This is a genomic window from Pseudemcibacter aquimaris, from assembly GCF_028869115.1.
Lineage (GTDB): Bacteria > Pseudomonadota > Alphaproteobacteria > Sphingomonadales > Emcibacteraceae > Pseudemcibacter > Pseudemcibacter aquimaris.
This window is the reverse complement of the sequence record NZ_CP079800.1, coordinates 1,990,587-2,012,760: the sequence shown is the minus strand read 5'-3', so window position 1 is coordinate 2,012,760 and position 22,174 is coordinate 1,990,587. Positions and strand designations below refer to the sequence as shown.

The following is a 22,174-nucleotide window of genomic DNA, read 5'->3' as shown; positions in this document are numbered from 1 at the left end:
ACTCTAACTTATTACACATGTTAGGATATAATTTTATCAACCTTCGAAAGCGTCACATCCGCATCCAAATAATCATGTTCAATGAAATGATGGTTTCCGTTATGGGCGAGGACCAGTGATGGAAAGCCGCGGTGGGTTAATTTTCGGGATAGCATGATTTGCCCCATGAGTTCTTGATTGATCTCATCAGAATTTAGGTCTGATTTAAATTTTTCTATGCCCATTGATAATTCATCAGCCAGTCCGATTAAGACATGATCATCGGACGGGTTTAATGCGTGTCTGTAATAGGCCGTTTGAATGGCGGCGATCATTTCTTTTTCGTAACCTTGCGCACGGGCGGCGAGGACGGCGCGGCAGGCGGGGTATGTTGACCGTCTGGGGGTGTTATTTTCCCAAAAATCAAAATTAAATTCTGTGCCAAGCATTTCATTGATTTTATGCCATGCGCCCTTAACCATCCGAGTGGTTGCTTCAGGCATTGGTTCATCGCTATCGGGGGCGAGGCCACCGACAACATATTCAACGGCAATGTCATCCGGTAATTGATCCATGATTTTTTGCCATGTGGGCGCAAAGCCATAACACCAGCTGCACATTGGATCATGAATATAATATAGGGTTGATGTCATTGAATGGTTTCTCCTGTGAACTTATCAGAAACTATTCGCTTTAAGGAATAAAGGCAACCTGTGAAGGCTGCCTTTATCGTTTGTTATTCTTATAGATAGCTAAGCCACCAGTCCTTGCGCCGTGCCTTAACGTGTGCAACCCACTTACAGAACGGGTAAAGCGTGGCGATCACGAGTATCCAAACCGCATAAACACCAACAAGATCGGTGCCATATGTGGGCGGATAGAGGAAGAAGAAACGGGTCATTTGTCCGATTTCAAATCCCTGATAAAGACCGAATAGGATGCTTAATGTGTGAATCAGGTAAAAATGCGCCACATAAAAAGCGAACGGAACCCGGCCAAACATAACAAGTGTGTCTTTAATCCATCCTGTCCATTTATCCGCAAGCGCACAAATAATTGCCACCGGCCCAAGCGTGATTAGAAGAAACAGAAAGCTTGGCGGATATTTGCTGACATGCATAAAATCAAAAAATGTCGCCAGTAATCCCTGTTCCTGTATCTGCCATGGGTTTGGTTCGCCGTATATATCAAGCGCGCGTAAAATGATGAATAACGCAATGGAAATGATGCCCACTTTCATCAAATATTTATCGCGTGATGATGGTTCTTTTTTAAATATGTATGCCGCACCATAGCCCAACAACATAACACCGACCCACGCAAGTAGCGGATACATATTCATCACGTAAAAAGGCCCAAGTGCGTGCGAGCCACGCCCATGCAGGAATAACCAAAACGGGTCATTGCCGCTGCCCATGGAACCAAGCGGCCAAATGGGATCAAGCAAATGTTGGAATATGATGATGGCGATACCAGTGAATAAACATACCCGTGCCCCCAGATATTGGAAAAAGGCAAGGATTAACATCGCAATCCCCATTACCCAGATCACTTGAATAAAGGCAATGGTTAAGCCGCCCATGGCCGCTTCACCAAGTGGGCGAAAGGAAAGGGCCGTTGATATAATCGCGATTTCCACGAATAATAACCATAACCCCCGTTTAATCAGGAAGTTACGGATTTCCGTCTTTGTTTTGCGCCCTTCCATTAATCCAATGGATGTACCCGCCAGAAACACAAACGCAGGGGCACAGAAATGCGTGATCCAACGCGTGAAATAAAGGGCAGGGCCGATATCCGGCTGTGATAATGGTAAGGCAAAGCCACCAACCATGAAAAAATCCCTGGTGTGGTCAATTGCCATGATCAAAAGAACTAATCCCCTGACCATGTCGATGTTGCTTAACCGATATGATCTTTGATCGGTTGCGTTAGAACTGATTGATTGTGTCATGATGTTCCCCATATGACTTGAATGTCATTTTTATTTTTTATTCTGTGCGTGTGCAGTGGATTATTTGAACGCCATCGTACCAGTTTTCACCGTCATCAAGGGACGCTGATCCTTTCCAGATAAAACCTTTATCGGTGATATCGTTAAATTCAATTTTCCAGCGTAGGTCCGGAACGTCGGCTTCGAACATGATTTTATCATCTGTAATTTTAACGCCGCCTTTATCATCCATTCCCAATGCCATCCAGCTTGATGCTTCGGGGTCAAACCATCTCATAACCCATTTGTTTGCAGCAGAATCATAGCTTCTGAAATTGCTGCCTCTGCGGATTGTGGTGCCATTTTCATCGATTTCGCGGTATGCGTCGGCAATGGCAAACCCGTCCAGAATATACTGACCATCCCAAAGGGCGGTATGTTCATCAACACTACCGTCGCGCTGATATGTTTTGCTTAGACATTTATGGCTACCCACCAAGAATGAAAAATCGGAAAGGTCCGGTTTTGGTGTTACTTCTTGTGCAAGTGTGATGGTTGGTATGGTGATTAAAACACCAAGTGTAAGTAAAGATTTCATAATAATTTCCCATTTATATTTTGTGTTGGCGAGAACATAATCGCCACATGGCAATAGTTTCAAATGAAATGAATTCACATAACTGTGATTGAATGAGAGGATTGGTTTACAACTGACATATTTTTATATTTCGATAAATATTGAAATATAATTCGAATCCGGTTATATATGAATTTATGAAACAGGAATTAGCAGTAAAAAGAATGGCGGAACTTGGGCATGACACACGCATGTCGGTTTATCGCTTGCTGGTGAAGGCGGGCAATAATGGCCTTCCAGTTGGTGAAATTCAGGAACACCTTAATGTTTCCGGGTCAACACTATCGCACCATATCCACCGTTTGATGCATGCAGGACTTGTCCGTCAGGAAAGGGACGGTAGAACGCTTTACTGTTTTGCAGAACTTGATGCCTTGAAAGAGGTGGTGAACTTTTTAGACGCCGAGTGCTGTACTTTGTGATGTCATACTCGGACTTGTTCCGAGTGTCTCGAGACCCACGGGATTTTTTATAACTTTGGCCCGAGGGTGACGGTTAAGAAAAAATATACAAGCGGAGCAATCCGCTTTTTTAAAAATTAATATTTCGATAATTTTGGAAATATAGAAAGGATTTAAATAATGACACCGGAATTTGAAATGATGCTACTGGAAAGTGGCAAGATGTTTATTGAATTATTTGTTGAGCTAACTGTATTGTTTCTCGCGATCAGTTTTGGTGTGGCGTTGATTAATCAAAAATTACCAGCTGAGAAAATACAAAGAATACTTGGTGGGCAAGGTGGTCGTGGGTATTTCGTTGCAGCGGGGCTTGGGGCCGTTACACCATTTTGCAGTTGTTCGACAATTCCGATGCTTGTCGGGCTGTTAAAGGCGCGGGCAGGGTTTGGCCCGATTATGACCTTTTTATTTACGTCCCCACTGCTTAATCCTATTGTTATTGCGCTATTTATCCCTGTTCTGGGCTTGGAAGTGACCATTTGGTATGCTGTGCTTGCCTTAAGTGTTTCTGTCGCTGCTGGCATCATTCTGCAGGCTTTGGGCTTTGATCGGTATATCAAACAAGAAATGCTTGTTGAAAAGCAATCTGGTTGTGGCACACCAAAATCATGTGGTGCTGCGGTGGCGGAAATCCAAACACCAACCATCTGGCAAAAAGCATGGGATGAGTGCTGGTCGCTGTTTAAACAAATGATGCCTTATATGGTAATCGCAATGGCTATCGGTTCTGTTGTGCACGGTTTTGTGCCAGCTGAATTCTTTGGTGATGTGGCTGGTCCGGATAACCCGCTTGCCGTACCAACAGCCGCTGTAATTGGTATTCCATTATACATCCGTGTAACAGCGTTACTTCCGTTAATCGGGTCCTTTGTCGCAAAGGGTGTCAGCATCGGTGCAATCATTGCGTTGGTGATCGGTAGCGGCGGGGCAAGTTTGCCTGAATTAATCCTCTTGAAAAAGCTCTTTAAAGCACCACTTTTGATTGCTTTTTTGATGGTGATTTTTGTGATGGCGATTATCGGTGGATATGCGTTTAATTTATTCCTGAGCGTATAATATTTTTGATATTTTAAGTTATTGAAAATAAAGGAGTATTTGCAAGATAAAATTGTATAAAAAATAATTGTCAAAAAACCGTAAAAATATGGTCCAATTGCTTGCTATGGGGGGATAAATTTTGTATAAATTTTGGATGAATTTTATCAGGTGTTTTTATAGGGAAGTTACCTGATGGGAAAAGTAAAAACACATTAAGCAAAAGGGCCATATTTTGACCGATAATAATGCTGCTGAATCGTCTGATTTGAGTATCTCCAATATCACTATTGAAGAGGAAATGAAGAATAGTTACCTAGATTACGCCATGAGCGTGATTGTATCCCGTGCGTTGCCGGATGTGAGGGACGGATTAAAACCGGTACACCGCCGTATTCTTTATTCCATGTATGAAAATAATTATGATTGGACGAAACCTTACCGTAAATCGGCCCGTGTGGTCGGTGATGTGATGGGTAAATACCATCCCCATGGTGACAGCGCGATTTATGATGCTATGGTCCGTATGGCACAGGATTTTTCATTACGTCTGCCGCTAATTGACGGGCAAGGTAACTTTGGTTCCATGGACGGTGATCCACCCGCCGCGATGCGTTATACGGAAGCCCGTATGGCGAAATCCGCGAGTGGCTTACTCGAAGATATCGATAAAGATACAGTAACATTTCAGCCAAACTATGATGAAAGCGAACATGAACCAACTGTGCTTCCTGCACGTTTTCCTGCACTTCTCGTGAATGGTGCAGGCGGTATTGCGGTTGGTATGGCAACGAATATTCCGCCGCATAACCTTGGTGAAGTGTTGGATGCCTGTTGTGCATATGTTGATAATCCTGAAATTACACTTGAAGAATTAGTTGAAATCGTGCCTGGCCCTGATTTCCCGACCGGTGGTCTTATTATGGGCGGTGCGGGTGCCAGAAGTGCTGAAATGACAGGGCGTGGCTCTATTGTTATGCGCGGCAGAACCCACATCGAAGAATTCAAAAAAGATCGTGAAGCGATTATTATTACCGAGGTTCCATACCAGGTTAATAAATCACGCATGATTGAAAATTTCGTGGATTGCGTTAAGACGAAACGTATTGAAGGCATTTCAGATATCCGCGATGAAAGTGACCGTGATGGCGTGCGCGTTGTTGTCGAAGTAAAACGTGATGCAGTGGCGGATGTGGTTCTGAACCAGTTGTTCCGATATACACCATTACAAACAAGCTTTGGTGCCAATATGCTGGCGCTTTGTGCTGGTCGTCCGCAAGTATTGAACCTTCATAATATTATTGAACAATTCATCCGTTTCCGTGAAGAAGTGATCACCCGCAGAACCAAATTTAAACTTGGTAAAGCCCGTGACCGTGCCCATCTTTTGGTTGGTCTTGTGATTGCGGTTAATAACCTTGATAAGGTTGTTGCCATGATCCGTAAAGCGCCAAACCCCGCGGCTGCACGTGAAGCATTGCTTGCGGAAAACTGGGATGCGGTTGATGTGGCCGGATATATTGAGCTGATCAACGAACCGGGCCGTGATATCGTCGACGGAAAATACAAACTTTCCGAAAAACAGGTTCGTGCGATCCTTGAATTAAGACTTCACCGTTTAACGGCACTTGGCCGTGATGATATTGGTGATGAACTTAAAGAGCTTTCTGTTGAGATCGAAGATTACATCGATATTCTGCGTTCGCGTGAACGCCTATACGGCATTATGCGTGAAGAGTTCGTAAATTATAAACAAGAATTTGCAAACCCGCGCCGTTCTGAATTTGCGGCTGATGCCTTCGGGTTCGAAGATGAAGATCTTATCCAAGTAGAAGACATGGTCGTCACCGTGACAAACACAGGTTATATTAAACGTGTGGCCCTTGATACGTACCGCGCACAGCGTCGCGGCGGTAAAGGTCGCAGTGGCATGAGCACCAAAGACGAAGATGTATTAACAAACGTCTTTGTGTCAAATACACACGTTCCGATCTTGTTCTTTAGTAATCTGGGGCAGGTTTATAAACTTAAAGTATGGAAATTGCCGCTTGGTGGCCCAACATCCAAAGGAAAGGCGTTAATTAACATCCTTCCTCTGCAGCAGGGCGAAACAATATCCACGATCTTACCTCTTCCGGAAGATGAGGATACATGGGAAGATCTACATGCGATTTTCGTTACTGCAAAAGGTAACGTGCGCCGTAATTTGCTTTCTGATTTCTCAAACGTGCGTGCAAATGGTAAAATCGCCATACGCCTGTCGGAAGATGACAAACTTGTTGGTGTTGCTGCATGTTCCGAAGATGACGATGTATTGATGGCGGCCAAGGGTGGTAAATGTATCCGTTTCCCAGCGACGAAAGTGCGTTTGTTTAAAGGGCGTAATTCAGATGGTGTTCGCGGTATCAAACTTGCGGATGGGGACGAGGTTGTATCCATGTCGATCCTGCATCATGTGAATATGGATCAGGAACAAAAGGTTGCTTACCTAAGGTACGCTGCGGCGAAACGCCGTGGTGAAAATCCGGAAAAACCAGCGGAAATTGATGAAGAGCGCCTCGCGGCACTTGAAGAACGTGAAGAGTTTATCTTAAGCATCACCGTAAACGGTTATGGTAAGCGTACATCATCATATGAATACCGTGTCACCGGTCGTGGCGGTAGCGGTCTGATCAATATTGAAACGTCAGCACGTAACGGCGATGTGATTGCCGCATTCCCGATTGAAGAAAGTGATCAATTGATGATGGTTACCGATCAGGGACGCTTGATCCGTGTGCCTGTTCATGATGTTCGTGTCGCAGGCCGTAATACACAAGGTGTGACGCTGTTTAAGGTTGGTGACGACGAACATATTGTTTCTGTTGACCGAATTACCGATTCAGGTGATGATAGTGACGAAAATAGTGACGAGGCAGATGGCGAAGAAAGTGCCGAAGGTGCGGATAACGCTGAGACAGCTGCAGAAGACACCGGTTCAGAGGAAACATCATCCGAGGAGTAAGCAATGGCTGCTCAGAAACGTATAGGGTTATACCCTGGAACATTTGACCCAATCACGCTTGGTCATATTGATATTATCAAGCGTGGTGCCAGTCTGGTTGATCATATGATTGTCGGGGTTTCCAATAATCCTGGCAAAAATCCACTTTTTACCATTGATGAACGCATTGAAATGACGCGCCGGGAAATGGATGTCATTTCAAAAGAAAGTTCTGCGACCATCGAAGTGATGCCCTTTAACAGTCTGTTGATGCATTTCGCGGAAGAGGTGGGTGCATCCGTTATTATCCGCGGGCTTCGTGCGACATCGGATTTTGAATATGAATTTCAGATGACCGCCATGAATGACAAACTGAACCCGGATGTGGAAACGGTCTTTTTAATGGCTGATCCATCGTTACAGGCGATTGCCTCTCGACTTGTGAAGGAAATTGCCATATATGACGGTGAGATTGCCAAATTTGTGACACCTTCTATTCGTATTGATGTGCTAAAGAAACTTGGCAAAATTTAATTTTTAACAGGACGAAATGATGAAAAAATCTATTAAGGCTTTTGTGGCCCTGATTATGATGTGTGTTATGCCATTTGCTGTAAATGCGCAAAATGCGGATCTTGATCCTGAAAATACAATTTATCTTGATCTGGAATATGGTCGCGTTGTGATTAAGATGTACCCTGAAGTGGCGCCAAATCATGTGGCCCGTATCAAGGAATTAACACGCGAAGGGTTTTATGACGGGCTTGTGTTTCACCGTGTGATTGATGGCTTTATGGCGCAAACCGGTGATCCTGATGGTCTTGATCCGGATTTATCCGGTCGTGGTGGTTCCGGTCAAAATATTGACGCGGAATTTTCCGATCTTTCTCATTATAAAGGAATGGTTTCAATGGCACGTGGCAATGATGAAAATAGTGCGGATAGCCAATTTTTCATCGTGCGTGGTTTTTCACCGCATCTTGACGGTCAATATACCGTTTGGGGCGAGGTTGTTCAGGGTATGCGCTACGTTGATAAAATCAAAATCGGTGTGGTGGCGCAAGGTTTGGCCGACCCTGACAAAATTATTAAAATGCAGGTTGCTGCAGACGTTAATGAATAAGGAATAAACAATGAGTATGGAAGATACTTTATATCTTGACCTTGAAGCGGGTCGTGTAACAATTGAACTTTACCCTGATGTGGCACCAAAACATGTGGCCCGCATTAAGGAACTTGCCCGTAACGGTTTTTATGACGGTCTTACATTTCACCGTGTAATCGACGGCTTTATGGCACAGGGCGGTGACCCTGATGGCACTGGTATGGGTGGTTCTGGTCAAAAAATTGACGCAGAATTTTCTGATAAACCACACCACCGTGGTGCGTGTTCAATGGCCCGTTCTATGGACCCTAATAGTGGCGACAGCCAGTTTTTCATCTGTTTCGGTGATGCATCCTATCTTGACGGTCAATATTCCGTATGGGGTCAGGTAACAGACGGCATGGAACATGTTGATGGCCTTAAGCGTGGCGAAGGTATGGATTTCTGCATGAATGGAAATCCTGACAAGATCGTGAAAATGCAGGTTGCTGCAGACGCGTAAAGGCTTTCCATGAAAGTTGATCAGTTCGATTTCGAGCTTCCAAAAGAGCTCATCGCAATAAGACCCGCCCCGTCCCGTGACGGGGCGCGGTTGCTTGTGGTGAATGGAAAATCAATAAGTGACAGCAAGGTTACTGAATTGCCGGATAATATTAATCCCGGTGATTTGATGATTTTCAATGACACCCGTGTGATACCAGCACGCCTTAAGGGCAAGCGTGGCATCGCGAAAATGGAACTGACGCTGCATATGAATATGACAGGCGGTGTATGGAAAGCATTCGCCAAACCCGCAAAGAAATTAAAAGTGGCCGATGTTATTAATTTTGATGGTGGTCTTGATGCGTTATGTACCCATAAGGGCGACGCCGGTGAGGTCACAATCAAATTTAATAAATCCGATGATGAATTAAGTGATGCGTTAAAAACGGCGGGTGTGATGCCACTACCGCCCTATATCGCGTCGCAGCGCCCGGTTGATGCACGTGATGAAGAAGATTACCAAACCATCTATAGCAAAAATGATGGTGCGGTCGCGGCACCGACTGCAGGGCTTCACTTTACTGAAAATCTTCAGAATGCTTTAAAGGAAAAAGGTGTTAATTCGGCTTATGTCACGTTGCATGTGGGCGCGGGAACGTTTTTGCCCGTTAAGGTCGATGATACCGAAGATCATAAGATGCACGAAGAATACGGCGAATTATCCAAAGACGTCGCCGATCTGATTAATGAAACGCATGCGCGTGGTAACAAGGTGATTGCGGTTGGTACAACGTCATTACGGCTTCTTGAAAGTGCGACGGATGAAGATGGCGTTACCCGTGAATTCGCCGAAGCAACCGACATATTCATCACGCCGGGTTATAAATTTAGATGCGTCGATATGTTGATGACCAATTTCCATCTTCCGAAATCGACATTATTTATGTTAGTAAGTGCCTTTGCCGGATTTGAAAATATGAAAGCGGCATACGCACATGCCATTCAAAATGAATATCGTTTTTATTCATATGGCGACAGCAGCATTTTATTCCGCGAGGACAGATAAATGACATTCAATATGGAAATCCATGAAACCGATGGTAATGCCCGCACAGGCGTGATTAACACGGTTCGCGGTGAGATTAGAACTCCTGCATTTATGCCGGTCGGCACCGCCGCCACCGTTAAGGCAATGAAACCGGAAACCGTGCGTGAAACGGGTGCGGATATCCTGCTTGGCAATACTTACCATTTGATGTTACGTCCAACAGCGGAACGTATTCATAACCTTGGTGGCCTTCATAAATTTATGAATTGGGACCGCCCGATTTTGACGGACAGTGGCGGTTTCCAAGTAATGTCACTCGCGAAACTTCGAAAAATTACGGAAGAGGGGGTAGCTTTCCAATCCCACATTGACGGCAGCAAACATATGTTAAGCCCGGAACGCAGCATGGAAATTCAACGCTTGCTTGGGTCCAATATTGTGATGGCTTTTGATGAATGTACGCCTTATCCGGCAACGGAAAAGGAAACGGAAGAAAGCATGCTGCTTTCCATGCGCTGGGCGCAGCGTTCCTATGATGCGTTTCATAATGGTTCTGAACATGCGGAACAAAACGCGCTATTCGGTATTGTACAGGGCGGCGTGTTTGAGCACCTGCGTCATCAATCGGTTGCCGCGCTTAAGGAAATTGATTTTCATGGCCTTGCCATTGGTGGTCTTGCTGTGGGTGAGGGACAGGACGTGATGTTCGAAGTACTTGATTTCACCATGCCTGTGATGCCGAAAAATAAACCACGTTATTTGATGGGGGTGGGTAAGCCCGATGATCTTGTTGGGGCGGTGGAACGCGGTATTGATATGTTTGATTGCGTAATGCCGTCCAGATCAGGCAGAACCGGACAAGCATTCACAAGACGCGGTACGGTGAACATGAAAAATGCCCGTCATACTGATGATCCGCGCCCGATTGATGCTGAATGTAAATGTTCGGCGTGTCGCAATTACAGTCGTGCATATATTTCGCATTTGATCCGTAGCGGAGAGATTCTCGGTCCAATGTTACTGACCGAACACAATTTAACCTATTATCAGGACCTTATGGCCGGGATGCGTGAAGCAATTTCACAAAAAAAGCTTAGTGAATTTGTTGAAAAATTCCACGAAAACCGCGCCCTTGGCGATATTGACGCAGTGTGATAAAATTTTTTACAAAAATAAGTCAAATTTCTATTGACGATTAAAGGAACTGGCCTTATGTTCCGCTCACCTCTTCATGAGGGCCCGTAGCTCAGCTGGTAGAGCAACTGACTTTTAATCAGTAGGTCACAGGTTCGAACCCTGTCGGGCTCACCAAAAACTCAAAAACCCGCTTCGTGCGGGTTTTTTTGTTTTTGATGTGTCGCATCAGGTTTGATCCTTGTTCGGTTCCGAAGCGTAGCGCAGGAGACGGAAGGAGCAAAGCGACTGACGACAACCCTGTCGGGCTCACCATTTTTCAAAACCCGCCTTCTGGCGGGTTTTTTGTTTTTAGAATAGCTTGAATGAGTTTTTGTCATAAATCATACAGTTATGCTGATTATTTGTTGTATTTAAAATTTCTTTTCCGCATTGAAATGTGATCAAAAAAATGCTTTGCTTCATTAATAATATTTAATTCAGGAATAAAGATAATGAAACGATCACTTTTAATGGCGGCGGGGATACTAACTGCTTCTTTTTCAACATCAATTGCGGCACCGAAAAACATCATTCTTTTAATCGGTGATGGTATGGGCGAGGCAGAAATCGCACTGACACGTGCCTATGAATTTGATGGTGAAGCGGGGCTTTTTGTGGACACCATGAAAAACCGCGGTTCTGTGATCGTTAAGCAAAAAATGGTTCATGACCCAAGCAAGATAGAATTTGCGGGCGAAAGCGCCAGTGGCGGTACGACCATTTCAACCGGAAACCGCACGAGTTCGGGACGCGTTGCCGTACGCGCAGAGGACGGCGCCCCTTATGAAACCATCCTAGAGCAAGCAAAGGCAAAAGGCTTTAAAACGGGTCTTGTCACCACTTCAATCATTACGGACGCGACACCGGCATCATTCGCTGCCCACGCGCAAAACCGTTATTGTTTCATGGTTGGCTCAAGCGCCTGTAACGAATTCGGTGATACACCGATCGTTGAACAAATGCTTGATACCAATGTTGATGTGATGCTCGGTGGTGGTACAAACCTTTTACCAGCATCCGAGGCAAGTGGCGGCACTGTCGAAGAAAAGGCAAAATCACACGGATACACGGTGATTACCAAGCGTGATGAATTAATGAACCTTGAAACGGGAACAAAGACATTTGGTGTATTTTCAAACGGACATATGCCAGTTGAATGGGTTGGCCCAGGTGGTAAGGGTGCCGATTTTGTTGAGGTTGACGAAGACAGAGTTGTGATTTTCCCAGAGCCAGCGGCATGTGAAATTAATCCGGCCCATGCGGGTATGCCAAGATTAGAAGAAATGTCAAAATACGCCATGGAAAGCCTTAAAAATGATGATAAGGGTTTCTTCCTGATGATTGAGGGCGCATCGATTGATAAACAGGCGCACGTGGCAAAACCTTGCGGTACCATTGGTGAAATGCTTGCATTCGATAGAACCGTTGAAATGGCGGTTGAGTTCGCGAAAGAAAATGGTGATACAGCCGTTATCGTGACCGCCGACCACGGGCAAGCCACACAAGTGATTTACCGCCCGGAATCATATGATGGTTCACCGTTTCGCCGTGATCATATCCCGGGCCTTTATCAATTACTGCTTTCAAAAGGCGGTAATGAAATTGGTGCCTATTACGGTACAAACAATATCAATGACCAATCACACACAGGTGTTAATGTTCCGGTTTATACATTTGGCATGGATAACGCAGAAGACTTGATGGGTGTTATTCAACAAACGGAAATTTATCCGGCCATGAAAAAATTCCTTTTTGATTAGGGGACATGATGAAAAAAACGTTTCTTTCAACCGCCGCGGCATTGATTATGCCAATGATGGCTGCTGAGGCCGCACCGAAAAATGTGATCCTTTTAATCGGTGATGGCATGGGTGAGGCGGAAATTTCCGCGACCCGCAATTATGAATTCGACAGCGGTGCGGGGCTTTTCCTTGATACAATGGAAAATACCGCGTCAGCGATCGTGATTTCCAAACGCAATGATAATGCGGATAATATCGCGTTTGTTGGTGACAGCGCCAGTGGCGGCACAGCGCTTGCGACAGGAATGCTTACGAGCGTACGCCGAATTTCAACCACAGCGCAGCATGGTAAGCCGATGAAAACCATCGCGGAAGAGGCGAAAGAAAATGGATTTAAAGTCGGCCTTGTGACAACGGCGGTGATCACCGACGCGACCCCCGCAGCATTTGGATCACATGTGAATAACAGATATTGCATGTACGCCGGACAAGAGGCATGTACGGACGGCGAAGCACCGATCATTAATCAATATCTTGATCTGGGTGTTGATGTGATGATGGGCGGTGGATATAGGTTGCTTCCGGCCCAAAAGGACGGAACAACGGTTGAAAATGACGCAAAATCAAAAGGATACACCATTGTTAAATCGGCGGATGACCTTGATGGTGTGACAGCAGATAAAGTATGGGGTGTCTTTTCCGATTATCATTTGCCACGTACATGGAAATCTGTTGACGGCAAGCCTGCTGAAAAAGTATCGGTTGGTGCAGACGGTAATGTGATTTTTCCAGACGCAGAAAGATGTATTGTAAATCCGGATCATACGGTCGCACCGTCACTGGAACAAATGACCGAAAAGGCCTTATCATCATTATCCAGTAATAATGATAAGGGTTTCTTCCTGATGGTTGAGGGCGCATCAATTGATAAAGCGGCCCATGACGCGGATATTTGTGGGTCAATGGGTTCAATGCTTGAATTTGACCGCACGGCGAAACTGGCGGTTGATTATGCGAAAAATCATCCGGATACGGTGGTGATAATCACGGCGGATCATGGTGGCTCAACGCAAAATATCCATCATCCATACTATGAAAATTATATACGCACCGCTGAAAATCTGCCGGGATTATATGAAATGTTGCTTTCAAAAGGCGGCAATGAAATGGTCATTTATTACGGTACGGATAACGCCGATGATCAGGCCCATACCGGTATTAATGTTCCGGTTTATTCATATGGTTTGCCGCAAGACATGACCTTTAAAGGAACTATTCGTCAAACGGACATCAAGGGTGTGATGGCGAAATTCCTGTTTGATTAATCATCAATTTTTTTCGGGCGATGATTTTCATCTAGGGCGACGAAGATAAAGTCGCCCTCGGTGACTAGTGTTTCGTCTTCTGTATCACGGCTGACCACGGTTACTTCAATATGGATGGTTAGTGATGTTGTGCCCACTTTTGTGATGTCGGTATAAACGCTCATCCAGTCGCCGACATTGACGGGTGCGTGGAATTTCATGGCCTCAATGGCGACGGTGGCCACAGGGCCGCCCACCCGGCGGATGGCTTCGATCCCGGCGGCGCTATCCATTTGTGATAAAATCCAACCGCCAAAAATATGGCCGTTTGAATTAATGTTGCTATGTTTAGGAAGCGTGCGAATGGTCGGTTGGCGTTTATATATTTTTTCCATTGTGTACCCTTAAGTCATGATTATCCATATGAATAATTATGCAATAACACCGTGAAAATACGAAGCGAATTATGAAAAGTACTTCGTAAAGGGTTGATTTAAAATGATATCGGATGCTTCATCCGCGGGTACAGCCTTGGAAAACAGGAACCCTTGCCCGTAATGGCATCCAAGTTCTTTTAATTTCTGGCATTGGGCCTCTGTTTCGATGCCTTCTGCGACCACGGTCATACCAAGCGATTTGGCAAGGTTAATGATAACCTTGACCATATTGATGCCTTCGTCGCCCTTATCCATTTTGGAAATGAATGCGCGGTCGATTTTAATGCTGTCGGCGGGAATTTGGCTTAAATAAGAAAGCGATGAATATCCGGTGCCGAAATCATCAACGGCTAGCGTTATACCCAGGGTTTTTAAATCAAGCAGGATGTTTTTCGCCACATCGGAATTTTCCATGATGGTGGATTCCGTGAGTTCCAATTTTAAATTTTGCCCGCTTAAATCCCATTGTGCCAAGTTATCACGCACAAGCGGTGTGACGCTTTCTGAAATAATATGGCTGCTAGAAACATTCACTGCCTTTTGTAATGATGACGCGAGCGGATTGGCGTCAATCCAACCCTTAAGGTCACGGCATGCCGTGGCCGTTACCCATTCACCAAGCTTGATGATAAGGCCGGTTTCTTCGGCAATGGTGATAAATTCGAGTGGGGAAATGTAACCACGTGATGAATTTAACCATCGTGATAGCCCCTCAAACCCCATGATCAGTCCATTTTGCATATTCACTATCGGCTGATAATGAAGTTCCAGTTCATTTCTATCAAGCGCTTCACGGAATTCGGTTTCCAATTTGATTTTTCGCGCGGCTTGTGCCTGAATTTCCTGATTGAATATAATGGTTTGGGTTGAAGAAGTGCTGCCGTTGTTTTTCTTCATCGCCAAATGCGCATTTTGCATCAATCGTTCGATGGTGGATGATGATGCAGCACCCGTTGCAATGCCAATGGCCACGGAAATATGAATATCATTGCCCGACACAAGGCGTTTATTATTGATGTGATGATGTATTGAATTAGCGAGGTTGCCAGCTTCGCGTTTTACATTTTCAAAATGAACTTCAGAAAGAAAGATGACAAATTTATCGTTACTAAAACGTGCCAGTTCCGCATTTTCATGAACCAGGCTTTTTAATTCTGCCGATAACGCCTTTAATACCTTGTCACCAAACTCATATCCGTAACTTTCATTGACCCGTTGCAGACGTTTTACATTGATGAATAATACGGCGGCGTCCGCGCCGGATGTTTTGCTATATTCCGGGTGTTCGGCGGCAATGTCATCAAATGCATTTTCCAGATTTTCATAAAATTTTTGTTTGTTTGGTAAACGGGTTAGGGGGTCATAATGGTTATATTGTTCAATTTCGATATCAAGCTGTTCTTCTTCGTCGTAATGGCTTGTGATGATGCTCATTTGACAGACGTCACCATCCTTACACAGCAGCGGAATGATTTTGCAAATAAGCGTCGTGTCACGACCACCGAGTTTCAGTTTCCAAATGAAAGCATTCGGCGAACTCTCAACATAAACATTCTGAATATTTCGAAATAATTCATCATCATTGATATCGTCACCCCAAAAAATGTTGGAAATCAGGTCACCAACCGGTCTTGCTGTTTCATTATTCACAAGCTTAAGAAATTCTTCGTTGGCTGAATTTAAATGAAAAATGCCGTTATCTTTTACCCCGACAATGGCGATGCCGTCATTAATGGGGCTGGTTATATCAAATGAATTTTTACGAGAAGAAAGGGCCGGTTTTTCATTTCTGAAAAGAAAAGCACTGGTGCCTGTTTGACCTGACATATACGATACCTAACCCTTTAAAACCTTTCAAAAGAATACGCGATGATGGTGCATAAGCGCATTCAAGAATCACTTAGATATTAGAATGCGCTTATTAGGTAAAAATTTAGTAAAATTCTTTAGAATTCCAGTTTAACTGCACCCGCTTGTGGAACCGCATGTATCACATTTAAGGCACGTACCGTTCCTTACCATGGTGAAATTGCCGCATTCGGCGCATCCGTCCCCTTCGTATCCTTTCATTTTGGCTTCGAGGATCTGATTTGAACGGTCATCATGTTCGATGATTACGGTTTCTTGAACTTCTTCTGCGCCAACTGCGATTTGCGTGTCTTCGGATATTTTCAGTGCTTTTGTCTTTTTTGTGGTTTCAACGGTTTCCTGTTGCAGCACATAAAGATTACTTTTCCTGACGTACCCGGTACTGGTCAGGCCAATGACACGGTTAAGCGCATCACCGGTTTCGGCGGTGGAGCTTTCATCGGAAATATCATCATCACCGCTTCCCATGCTATCGGGCATAAGGTCATCCGGTACCACATGGGCGAGGTCGGTTCTACCAAGATAAGACACCGCCAATTCACGGAAAATATAATCAAGAACCGATGTTGCCATTTTAATGGCGTCGTTGCCGACCACCTGACCGGATGGCTCAAACCGCGTGAATGTAAAGGCATCCACATATTCATCCAGTGGCACCCCATACTGAAGCCCGATGGATAATGCGATGGCGAAGTTATTCATTAAGCTTCGGAATGCGGCGCCTTCTTTATGCATGTCGATGAATATTTCACCGAGTGTGCCATCATCATATTCACCACTACGCAGGTACACTTTATGGCCGCCAACGGTTGCTTTTTGTGTGTAACCCTTACGGCGGGTTGGCAGTTTGCGGCGTTTGGCCGGGCCTTGTTCTATCACGCGTTCGACGATTTTTTCCGCGACCGCCTTGGTTTTTTCATGAAGCGGTAATTCTTCGATTTCCTCTTCCTCAAGGATTGCGGCGTTTAATGGCTGACTTAATTTTGAACCATCACGGTATAACGCATTTGCCTTAAGCCCCAGTTTCCATGAAAGGGTGTATGCTTCCATGCAATCTTCGACGCTTGCATCATTCGGCATATTGATTGTTTTGGAAATCGCACCGGAAATAAACGGTTGTGCCGCCGCCATCATGTGAATATGGCTGTGGGCGCTTAAGAAACGTTTTCCTTTTTTGCCGCATGGGTTTGCGCAATCAAAAATGGCGATATGTTCATCTTTTAAATGTGGCGCGCCTTCAAGGGTAAAGGTACCGGCTGCATATTCATTGGCGGCGTTAATTTGTTCTTTAGTAAAGCCCAATTCTTTCAACATGTTGAATGATGGGTTGGATAGCTGTTCGGTGCTAATTCCAAGAACGTCTGTGCAAAATTCATCACCAAATGTATAACGGTTAAAGGCAAACGTGATGTCAAAGGCATCCTCGATCGCACCGCTTAATTGATCAAGCTGCGCGTTTGCAAATCCTTTTGCTTTTAAACTGTCCCAATTGATATGCGGGGCGTTTACAAGATTGCCGTGTCCGACGGCATATCTGGAAATTTCATCGATTTGTTTTGGTGAATAACCCAGCGTTTTAAGTGCTTCGGGTACCATTCGGTTGATGATTTTGAAATAACCACCACCAGCAAGTTTTTTAAATTTCACCAGTGCGAAATCAGGTTCAATACCTGTTGTATCACAATCCATCACCAGGCCGATTGTGCCTGTTGGTGCTATCACGGAAACTTGTGCGTTTCTAAACCCGTGTTGTTCACCATATGCAAGGGCCATATCCCATGCGCGGCCCGCCGCAACCGCAATATCATCAAACGGGCAATTTTTAATATCAAGCGGGGCAGGGTGGATGTTTAACCCCTTATAATATGATTTACCCCATGCGGCAGTTCGGTGATTATGGATCACCTGTAGCATTGGTGTTTTATTGTCTTCAAATTTTGGAAATGCACCAAGACGGGCCGCCATTTCCGCCGATGTTTTATAACTGACCCCAGTCATCAGTGCACTGATTGAACCACAAAGGGCGCGGCCCTCAACACTGTCATATCCATACCCACATGACATAATCAGCGCACCAATATTGGCAAAGCCAAGACCTAGCGTGCGGTATTCATAACTGCGCATAGCAATTTCGCGTGATGGGAATTGTGCCATCATCACGGAAATTTCAAGAACGATTGTCCAGATACGTGTAGCATGTTCAAAACTTTTAACGTCAAATTCGCCGTCACGGGTTTTAAATTTCATCAGATTTAATGACGCGAGATTACATGCGGTGTCATCAAGGAACATATATTCGGAACAAGGGTTCGATGCACGGATTTCACCACTGTTAGGGCATGTGTGCCAATCATTGATGGTGGTGTGGAACTGTAAACCCGGATCAGCACATTGCCATGCGCTAAGGCCGATATCATTCCAAAGGTCACGTGCCTTTACGGTTTTGAAAATTTCACCATTGGTACGGTTGGTAAGGTTCCAATCGGCATCATCATCAACCGCTTTCATAAATGCGTCGGTTACACGCACGGTGTTATTGGAATTTTGCCCCGATACGGTCATATAAGCTTCTGAATCCCAATCGGTATCATAGGTTTCAAAATCAATTTTGGTAAAGCCTTGTTTTGCAAAACCAATCACACGTTGAATGGTGTTTTCCGGTACCATATCACGGCGTGCGTTAAGGATCGCGGTTTTAAGTTCCGCATTTTCTTTTGGATCACAGGCATTTTCAAGTCCATCTAAATGACAGGCTGCCATTATCGCCTTTGCATGTTTTTCTGTGACCTTTGACCCGGTGACAAGGGCGGATACTTTTTGTTCCTCAACCACTTTCCAGTTGATGAAATCCTCTATATCCGGATGATCAACATCAACGATTACCATTTTTGCAGCACGTCTTGTGGTGCCGCCGGATTTAATCGCACCAGCTGATCTATCGCCAATTTTTAAAAAGCTCATAAGCCCTGATGATGCGCCACCACCGGAAAGGCTTTCGCCCGCACCACGGACATTGGAAAAATTGCTGCCTGTGCCGGAACCATATTTAAACAGGCGCGCTTCACGGGTCCATAGGTCCATGATGCCGCCATCACCAACAAGATCATCATTTACCCCCTGAATGAAGCAGGCATGGGGTTGCGGATGTTCATATGCGCTTGCGGATTTGGTCAGATCACCCGTATTTGGATCAACATAAAAATGTCCTTGCGACGGGCCATCAATGCCATATGCCCAATGAATACCGGTGTTAAACCATTGCGGTGAATTTGGCGCACACATCTGGCTTGCAAGCATAAAAACAAGTTCGTCATAAAAGGCACTGGCATCACTTTCTGTTTCGAAATAATTGCCTTTCCATCCCCAATATGTCCATGTACCGGCAAGGCGGTGGAAAACTTGTTGTGCGCTTGTTTCCGGACCGTATTTTTCATCATCCGGTAATTTTTCAAGTTTTTCTTCATCGGCAACATGGCGCCAAAGCCAGCTTGGAACACCGTCTTCTTTGACGGGTTTTAGACATGCTGGTACGCCCGCTTTACGGAAATATTTTTGCGCGATGATATCAGACGCAACCTGGCTCCAGTCATTTGGGACTTCGAACCCTTTTAATCCAAATACGACTTCGCCGTTTGGATTGCTAATTTCGCTGTCTGTTTTTCTAAAAGCTATATCGGCATATGCACCGAGGTTCGCGTCTGTATAATTTCTTTCTATCTTCATTCTTCCCGCCTTAACATTTATGTCCCTTTGGGTGTTTTTTAAGCTTATCAAAGGGCACTTCGTTATTATTGCTGTTATGTTTGGTGGATATGGTGGAATTCTAACTGAATCGGCTTACCGCGCAAAGTGTTTTTTAATATATTTTGTGGTTGACGAGTGGTTATAATCTATATGTTGTGTGTTGGTGAGTCGCCGGAATTTTGATGAATTTCCACATTTTCATAATGAAAATAGGCCTTTACGCATAAGAAACAGCCCAAATGCCATATTATGGTCATTGTTATCCGCCAATGTTACCGTTAAATGTGAAATATCGGCTTTGCTGAGTGCTTTAATGGTTGTTCTTCTGGACCCTTCGGGGTATAGAAAGGGTTAGCAATTTAACTTTAGACAGGATGATCATGTTTGTTAATATTATAAAACGGGTTTTCGGCTGGTGGCATGTGGCAACAATCGGCACAACGATTTACACAAAATTTAAAGGTGTAAAAGTCGGCGAAGATGCGCATGGAAATGAATATTACACATCTAAAGACGGTAAAAAACGCTGGGTTATTTTCGTTGGTGAAATCGAAGCATCAAACATTCAGCCAGATTGGCATGCTTGGCTTCATAAGATCGTTGATTATACACCGCTTGAAAAACCACGTACGATTAAAAGCTGGGAAAAAGAGCACAAGCCAAACCAAACTGGTACGCTCGGTGCATATTCCCCAAGTGGCGCCCTTTCAGAAGGTGGCGTGCGCAAGGGAACAACTGGCGATTATGAGGCCTGGACACCTGGCAGCTGAACAAAGTTAAATCAGGAGCGAATAAATGAGAAACAACCTTGTTGAAACAATGATGGGCGCTGCGGTCCTTGCGATTACCGGCGGGTTTCTTTTTTTCGCGTTTAGTAATGCTGGTGTTGGCAGTGTAAACGGCAGCACATATTACGCAAGCTTTGATAAAATTGACGGCCTTGCCACTGGCGGCGAAGTAAAAATCAGCGGTATTAAGGTCGGCACAATCGTCGGTAGCCACCTTGACGCGGATACATATGAAGCGGTCGTTGAAATGAATATCGATTCATCTATTGAACTACCAGAAGACACATTCGCCAAAATCACATCAGAAGGTTTACTTGGTGGTAATTATCTTGTGCTTGATCCGGGTGGGTCAGACATTATGCTTGAAGATGGTGATACCATTTATGAAACACAAGGGGCAGTGGACCTTCTTGGGTTAATCAATACATTTGCGGGCAGCGGCGATAACGAAGAGTAACGCCCATGTTACGCAAATTATTCCTAACTATTTTACTATTATTCCCAGCGTCATTGATGGCGCAGGAAGTGCCCGTTGTTACCCTTGGCGCGCTTAATAAAATTACTGCAAAACTTGAAACCATTGAAGTGGTGCAAGACCAAACAGTGAAGTTCGGCACCATGGAAATTACCATGCGCACATGCAGTTCCAATCCACCGGAAGAAACACCGGAAAGTGTTGCTTTCCTTGAAATCGTTGATCTTGGCCATTCCGGCGAAGCAAACGAAGTATTCAAAGGATGGATGTTCGCATCAAGTCCGGCTGTATCATCGCTGGAACATGCGGTTTATGATGTTTGGGTCACTGATTGCAGAATTGTAGATCCATCCGCATCTTCAGAAAGTGAATAAAAATCACTATCCTCGACCAATAAGGCTTCTTTTAATCTGCTGCGATATTCCATACGCGGGATTTCTATGGCGCCAAACTGGCTTAAATGATCCGTTACAAATTGGGTATCAAGCAATTTATACCCACCGACCTTAAGCCGCACCACAAGGTAAACGAGCGCGATCTTGCTTGCGTCCGTGACATTATGAAACATGCTTTCGCCGCAGAATGCGCCATTTAACGACACACCATATAACCCGCCCACCAGTTCATCATCTAGCCAGCATTCAATGGAATGGGCATATCCCATATCATGAAGTTCTGCATATTTGGTAAGGATCGTGCGGTTGATCCATGTGCTTTTACGGTCTTTATGCGGTGTCGGCATAGCACAGTGACGCATTACATCACGGAATGCTTTATTGACGGTGACTTTAAATGGGTTCTTGCGGATTTTGCGGGCAAGTTTTTTGGGGACATGGAAATCATCAAGCGGGAATATGCCGCGTTCTTCGGGATCAACCCAGAATACTTCTTCCGCATCGGGCCCTTCGGCCATGGGGAATATGCCCTGCATATAGGCACTAAGGAGGAGCTCAGGAGATATATTCATGTACCCCT

The 22,174-nt window shown here is 44.8% G+C and carries 20 protein-coding genes and 1 tRNA gene; 14 read left to right on the top strand and 7 right to left on the bottom strand.

Features of this window, described 5'->3' with window-relative positions:
* Positions 1–20 precede the first annotated feature (20 nt).
* From KW060_RS09555 to KW060_RS09545, 3 genes are all read right to left on the bottom strand, one after another.
* Positions 21–632, bottom strand: a complete 612-nt coding sequence (locus KW060_RS09555; protein ID WP_249034593.1) for a DsbA family protein — start codon at positions 630–632, stop codon at positions 21–23.
* Positions 633–721: 89 nt separating this feature from the next.
* Positions 722–1,933, bottom strand: a complete 1,212-nt coding sequence (locus KW060_RS09550) for an acetyltransferase domain-containing protein (protein ID WP_249034592.1) — start codon at positions 1,931–1,933, stop codon at positions 722–724.
* Between the two features lie 37 nt (positions 1,934–1,970).
* On the bottom strand, positions 1,971–2,510 hold the full coding sequence (locus tag KW060_RS09545; protein ID WP_249034591.1) for a hypothetical protein: 540 nt from the start codon (positions 2,508–2,510) through the stop codon (positions 1,971–1,973).
* 176 nt (positions 2,511–2,686) lie between these two features.
* Between KW060_RS09545 and KW060_RS09540 the strand changes: the two genes are divergently transcribed.
* The 11 genes from KW060_RS09540 (at position 2,687) to KW060_RS09490 (ending at position 13,907) form a co-directional block, all read left to right on the top strand.
* Positions 2,687–2,971, top strand: coding sequence for an ArsR/SmtB family transcription factor (locus tag KW060_RS09540; protein WP_249034590.1), 285 nt, complete (start codon positions 2,687–2,689; stop codon positions 2,969–2,971).
* 159 nt (positions 2,972–3,130) lie between these two features.
* The gene (locus tag KW060_RS09535) at positions 3,131–4,066 is read left to right on the top strand and encodes a permease (RefSeq protein ID WP_249034589.1); all 936 of its coding nucleotides are present in this window, start codon (positions 3,131–3,133) and stop codon (positions 4,064–4,066) included.
* 214 nt (positions 4,067–4,280) lie between these two features.
* Positions 4,281–7,049: a DNA gyrase subunit A gene (gene gyrA / locus KW060_RS09530; protein ID WP_249034588.1), complete on the top strand. Its 2,769-nt coding sequence runs from the start codon at positions 4,281–4,283 to the stop codon at positions 7,047–7,049.
* Between the two features lie 3 nt (positions 7,050–7,052).
* Positions 7,053–7,562, top strand: coding sequence for a pantetheine-phosphate adenylyltransferase (gene coaD / locus KW060_RS09525; protein ID WP_249034587.1), 510 nt, complete (start codon positions 7,053–7,055; stop codon positions 7,560–7,562).
* 19 nt (positions 7,563–7,581) lie between these two features.
* A complete protein-coding gene (locus KW060_RS09520; RefSeq protein ID WP_249034586.1) occupies positions 7,582–8,151 on the top strand; it encodes a peptidylprolyl isomerase in 570 nt (189 codons plus the stop codon).
* Between the two features lie 10 nt (positions 8,152–8,161).
* Entirely contained in the window at positions 8,162–8,635 is a 474-nt protein-coding gene (locus KW060_RS09515; RefSeq protein ID WP_249034585.1) for a peptidylprolyl isomerase, read from the top strand.
* 9 nt (positions 8,636–8,644) lie between these two features.
* Positions 8,645–9,682, top strand: a complete 1,038-nt coding sequence (gene queA, locus KW060_RS09510) for a tRNA preQ1(34) S-adenosylmethionine ribosyltransferase-isomerase QueA (protein ID WP_249034584.1) — start codon at positions 8,645–8,647, stop codon at positions 9,680–9,682.
* Entirely contained in the window at positions 9,683–10,819 is a 1,137-nt protein-coding gene (gene tgt / locus KW060_RS09505) for a tRNA guanosine(34) transglycosylase Tgt (protein ID WP_249034583.1), read from the top strand.
* 80 nt (positions 10,820–10,899) lie between these two features.
* A tRNA-Lys gene (locus KW060_RS09500) sits at positions 10,900–10,975 on the top strand.
* 317 nt (positions 10,976–11,292) lie between these two features.
* Entirely contained in the window at positions 11,293–12,600 is a 1,308-nt protein-coding gene (locus KW060_RS09495; RefSeq protein ID WP_249034582.1) for an alkaline phosphatase, read from the top strand.
* An 8-nt stretch (positions 12,601–12,608) separates the two neighbouring features.
* Positions 12,609–13,907, top strand: a complete 1,299-nt coding sequence (locus tag KW060_RS09490; RefSeq protein ID WP_249034581.1) for an alkaline phosphatase — start codon at positions 12,609–12,611, stop codon at positions 13,905–13,907.
* Here the strand turns inward: KW060_RS09490 and KW060_RS09485 are convergent.
* The 3 genes from KW060_RS09485 to KW060_RS09475 form a co-directional block, all read right to left on the bottom strand.
* The gene (locus KW060_RS09485; RefSeq protein WP_249034580.1) at positions 13,904–14,281 is read right to left on the bottom strand and encodes an acyl-CoA thioesterase; all 378 of its coding nucleotides are present in this window, start codon (positions 14,279–14,281) and stop codon (positions 13,904–13,906) included. The two genes, KW060_RS09490 and KW060_RS09485, sit on opposite strands and share 4 nt — an antisense overlap.
* A gap of 69 nt (positions 14,282–14,350) precedes the next feature.
* Complete coding sequence (locus KW060_RS09480) at positions 14,351–16,150, bottom strand: putative bifunctional diguanylate cyclase/phosphodiesterase (protein WP_249034579.1); 1,800 nt, start codon at positions 16,148–16,150, stop codon at positions 14,351–14,353.
* Between the two features lie 132 nt (positions 16,151–16,282).
* Entirely contained in the window at positions 16,283–19,915 is a 3,633-nt protein-coding gene (locus KW060_RS09475; protein ID WP_249034578.1) for a vitamin B12-dependent ribonucleotide reductase, read from the bottom strand.
* Positions 19,916–20,316: 401 nt separating this feature from the next.
* Here KW060_RS09475 and KW060_RS09470 point away from each other — a divergent pair, with 401 nt between their 5' ends.
* Genes KW060_RS09470 through KW060_RS09460 form a run of 3 tightly spaced genes read left to right on the top strand, consistent with a single transcriptional unit; the run spans position 20,317 to position 21,573 of the window.
* A complete protein-coding gene (locus tag KW060_RS09470; protein ID WP_249034577.1) occupies positions 20,317–20,706 on the top strand; it encodes an NADH:ubiquinone oxidoreductase subunit NDUFA12 in 390 nt (129 codons plus the stop codon).
* A gap of 25 nt (positions 20,707–20,731) precedes the next feature.
* Positions 20,732–21,181 (top strand): outer membrane lipid asymmetry maintenance protein MlaD, encoded by a 450-nt coding sequence (mlaD, locus tag KW060_RS09465; RefSeq protein WP_249034576.1) that lies wholly within the window; start codon positions 20,732–20,734, stop codon positions 21,179–21,181.
* A 5-nt stretch (positions 21,182–21,186) separates the two neighbouring features.
* Entirely contained in the window at positions 21,187–21,573 is a 387-nt protein-coding gene (locus KW060_RS09460; RefSeq protein WP_249034575.1) for a DUF2155 domain-containing protein, read from the top strand.
* Here KW060_RS09460 and aat read toward each other — a convergent pair.
* Positions 21,510–22,166: a leucyl/phenylalanyl-tRNA--protein transferase gene (gene aat, locus KW060_RS09455; RefSeq protein ID WP_249034574.1), complete on the bottom strand. Its 657-nt coding sequence runs from the start codon at positions 22,164–22,166 to the stop codon at positions 21,510–21,512. The genes KW060_RS09460 and aat overlap by 64 nt on opposite strands.
* Positions 22,167–22,174: the final 8 nt, after the last annotated feature.

Coding starts and splice junctions, on each gene's coding strand:
- KW060_RS09480 (WP_249034579.1), bottom strand. CDS start 16,150: ATGTCAGGTCAAACAGGCACCAGTGCTTTTCTTTTCAGAAATGAAAAA.
- aat (WP_249034574.1), bottom strand. CDS start 22,166: ATGAATATATCTCCTGAGCTCCTCCTTAGTGCCTATATGCAGGGCATA.
- mlaD (WP_249034576.1), top strand. CDS start 20,732: ATGAGAAACAACCTTGTTGAAACAATGATGGGCGCTGCGGTCCTTGCG.
- KW060_RS09460 (WP_249034575.1), top strand. CDS start 21,187: ATGTTACGCAAATTATTCCTAACTATTTTACTATTATTCCCAGCGTCA.
- KW060_RS09475 (WP_249034578.1), bottom strand. CDS start 19,915: ATGAAGATAGAAAGAAATTATACAGACGCGAACCTCGGTGCATATGCC.
- KW060_RS09555 (WP_249034593.1), bottom strand. CDS start 632: ATGACATCAACCCTATATTATATTCATGATCCAATGTGCAGCTGGTGT.
- coaD (WP_249034587.1), top strand. CDS start 7,053: ATGGCTGCTCAGAAACGTATAGGGTTATACCCTGGAACATTTGACCCA.
- KW060_RS09515 (WP_249034585.1), top strand. CDS start 8,162: ATGAGTATGGAAGATACTTTATATCTTGACCTTGAAGCGGGTCGTGTA.
- KW060_RS09470 (WP_249034577.1), top strand. CDS start 20,317: ATGTTTGTTAATATTATAAAACGGGTTTTCGGCTGGTGGCATGTGGCA.
- KW060_RS09545 (WP_249034591.1), bottom strand. CDS start 2,510: ATGAAATCTTTACTTACACTTGGTGTTTTAATCACCATACCAACCATC.
- KW060_RS09550 (WP_249034592.1), bottom strand. CDS start 1,933: ATGACACAATCAATCAGTTCTAACGCAACCGATCAAAGATCATATCGG.
- KW060_RS09535 (WP_249034589.1), top strand. CDS start 3,131: ATGACACCGGAATTTGAAATGATGCTACTGGAAAGTGGCAAGATGTTT.
- KW060_RS09495 (WP_249034582.1), top strand. CDS start 11,293: ATGAAACGATCACTTTTAATGGCGGCGGGGATACTAACTGCTTCTTTT.
- KW060_RS09520 (WP_249034586.1), top strand. CDS start 7,582: ATGAAAAAATCTATTAAGGCTTTTGTGGCCCTGATTATGATGTGTGTT.
- KW060_RS09490 (WP_249034581.1), top strand. CDS start 12,609: ATGAAAAAAACGTTTCTTTCAACCGCCGCGGCATTGATTATGCCAATG.
- queA (WP_249034584.1), top strand. CDS start 8,645: ATGAAAGTTGATCAGTTCGATTTCGAGCTTCCAAAAGAGCTCATCGCA.
- KW060_RS09540 (WP_249034590.1), top strand. CDS start 2,687: ATGAAACAGGAATTAGCAGTAAAAAGAATGGCGGAACTTGGGCATGAC.
- tgt (WP_249034583.1), top strand. CDS start 9,683: ATGACATTCAATATGGAAATCCATGAAACCGATGGTAATGCCCGCACA.
- KW060_RS09485 (WP_249034580.1), bottom strand. CDS start 14,281: ATGGAAAAAATATATAAACGCCAACCGACCATTCGCACGCTTCCTAAA.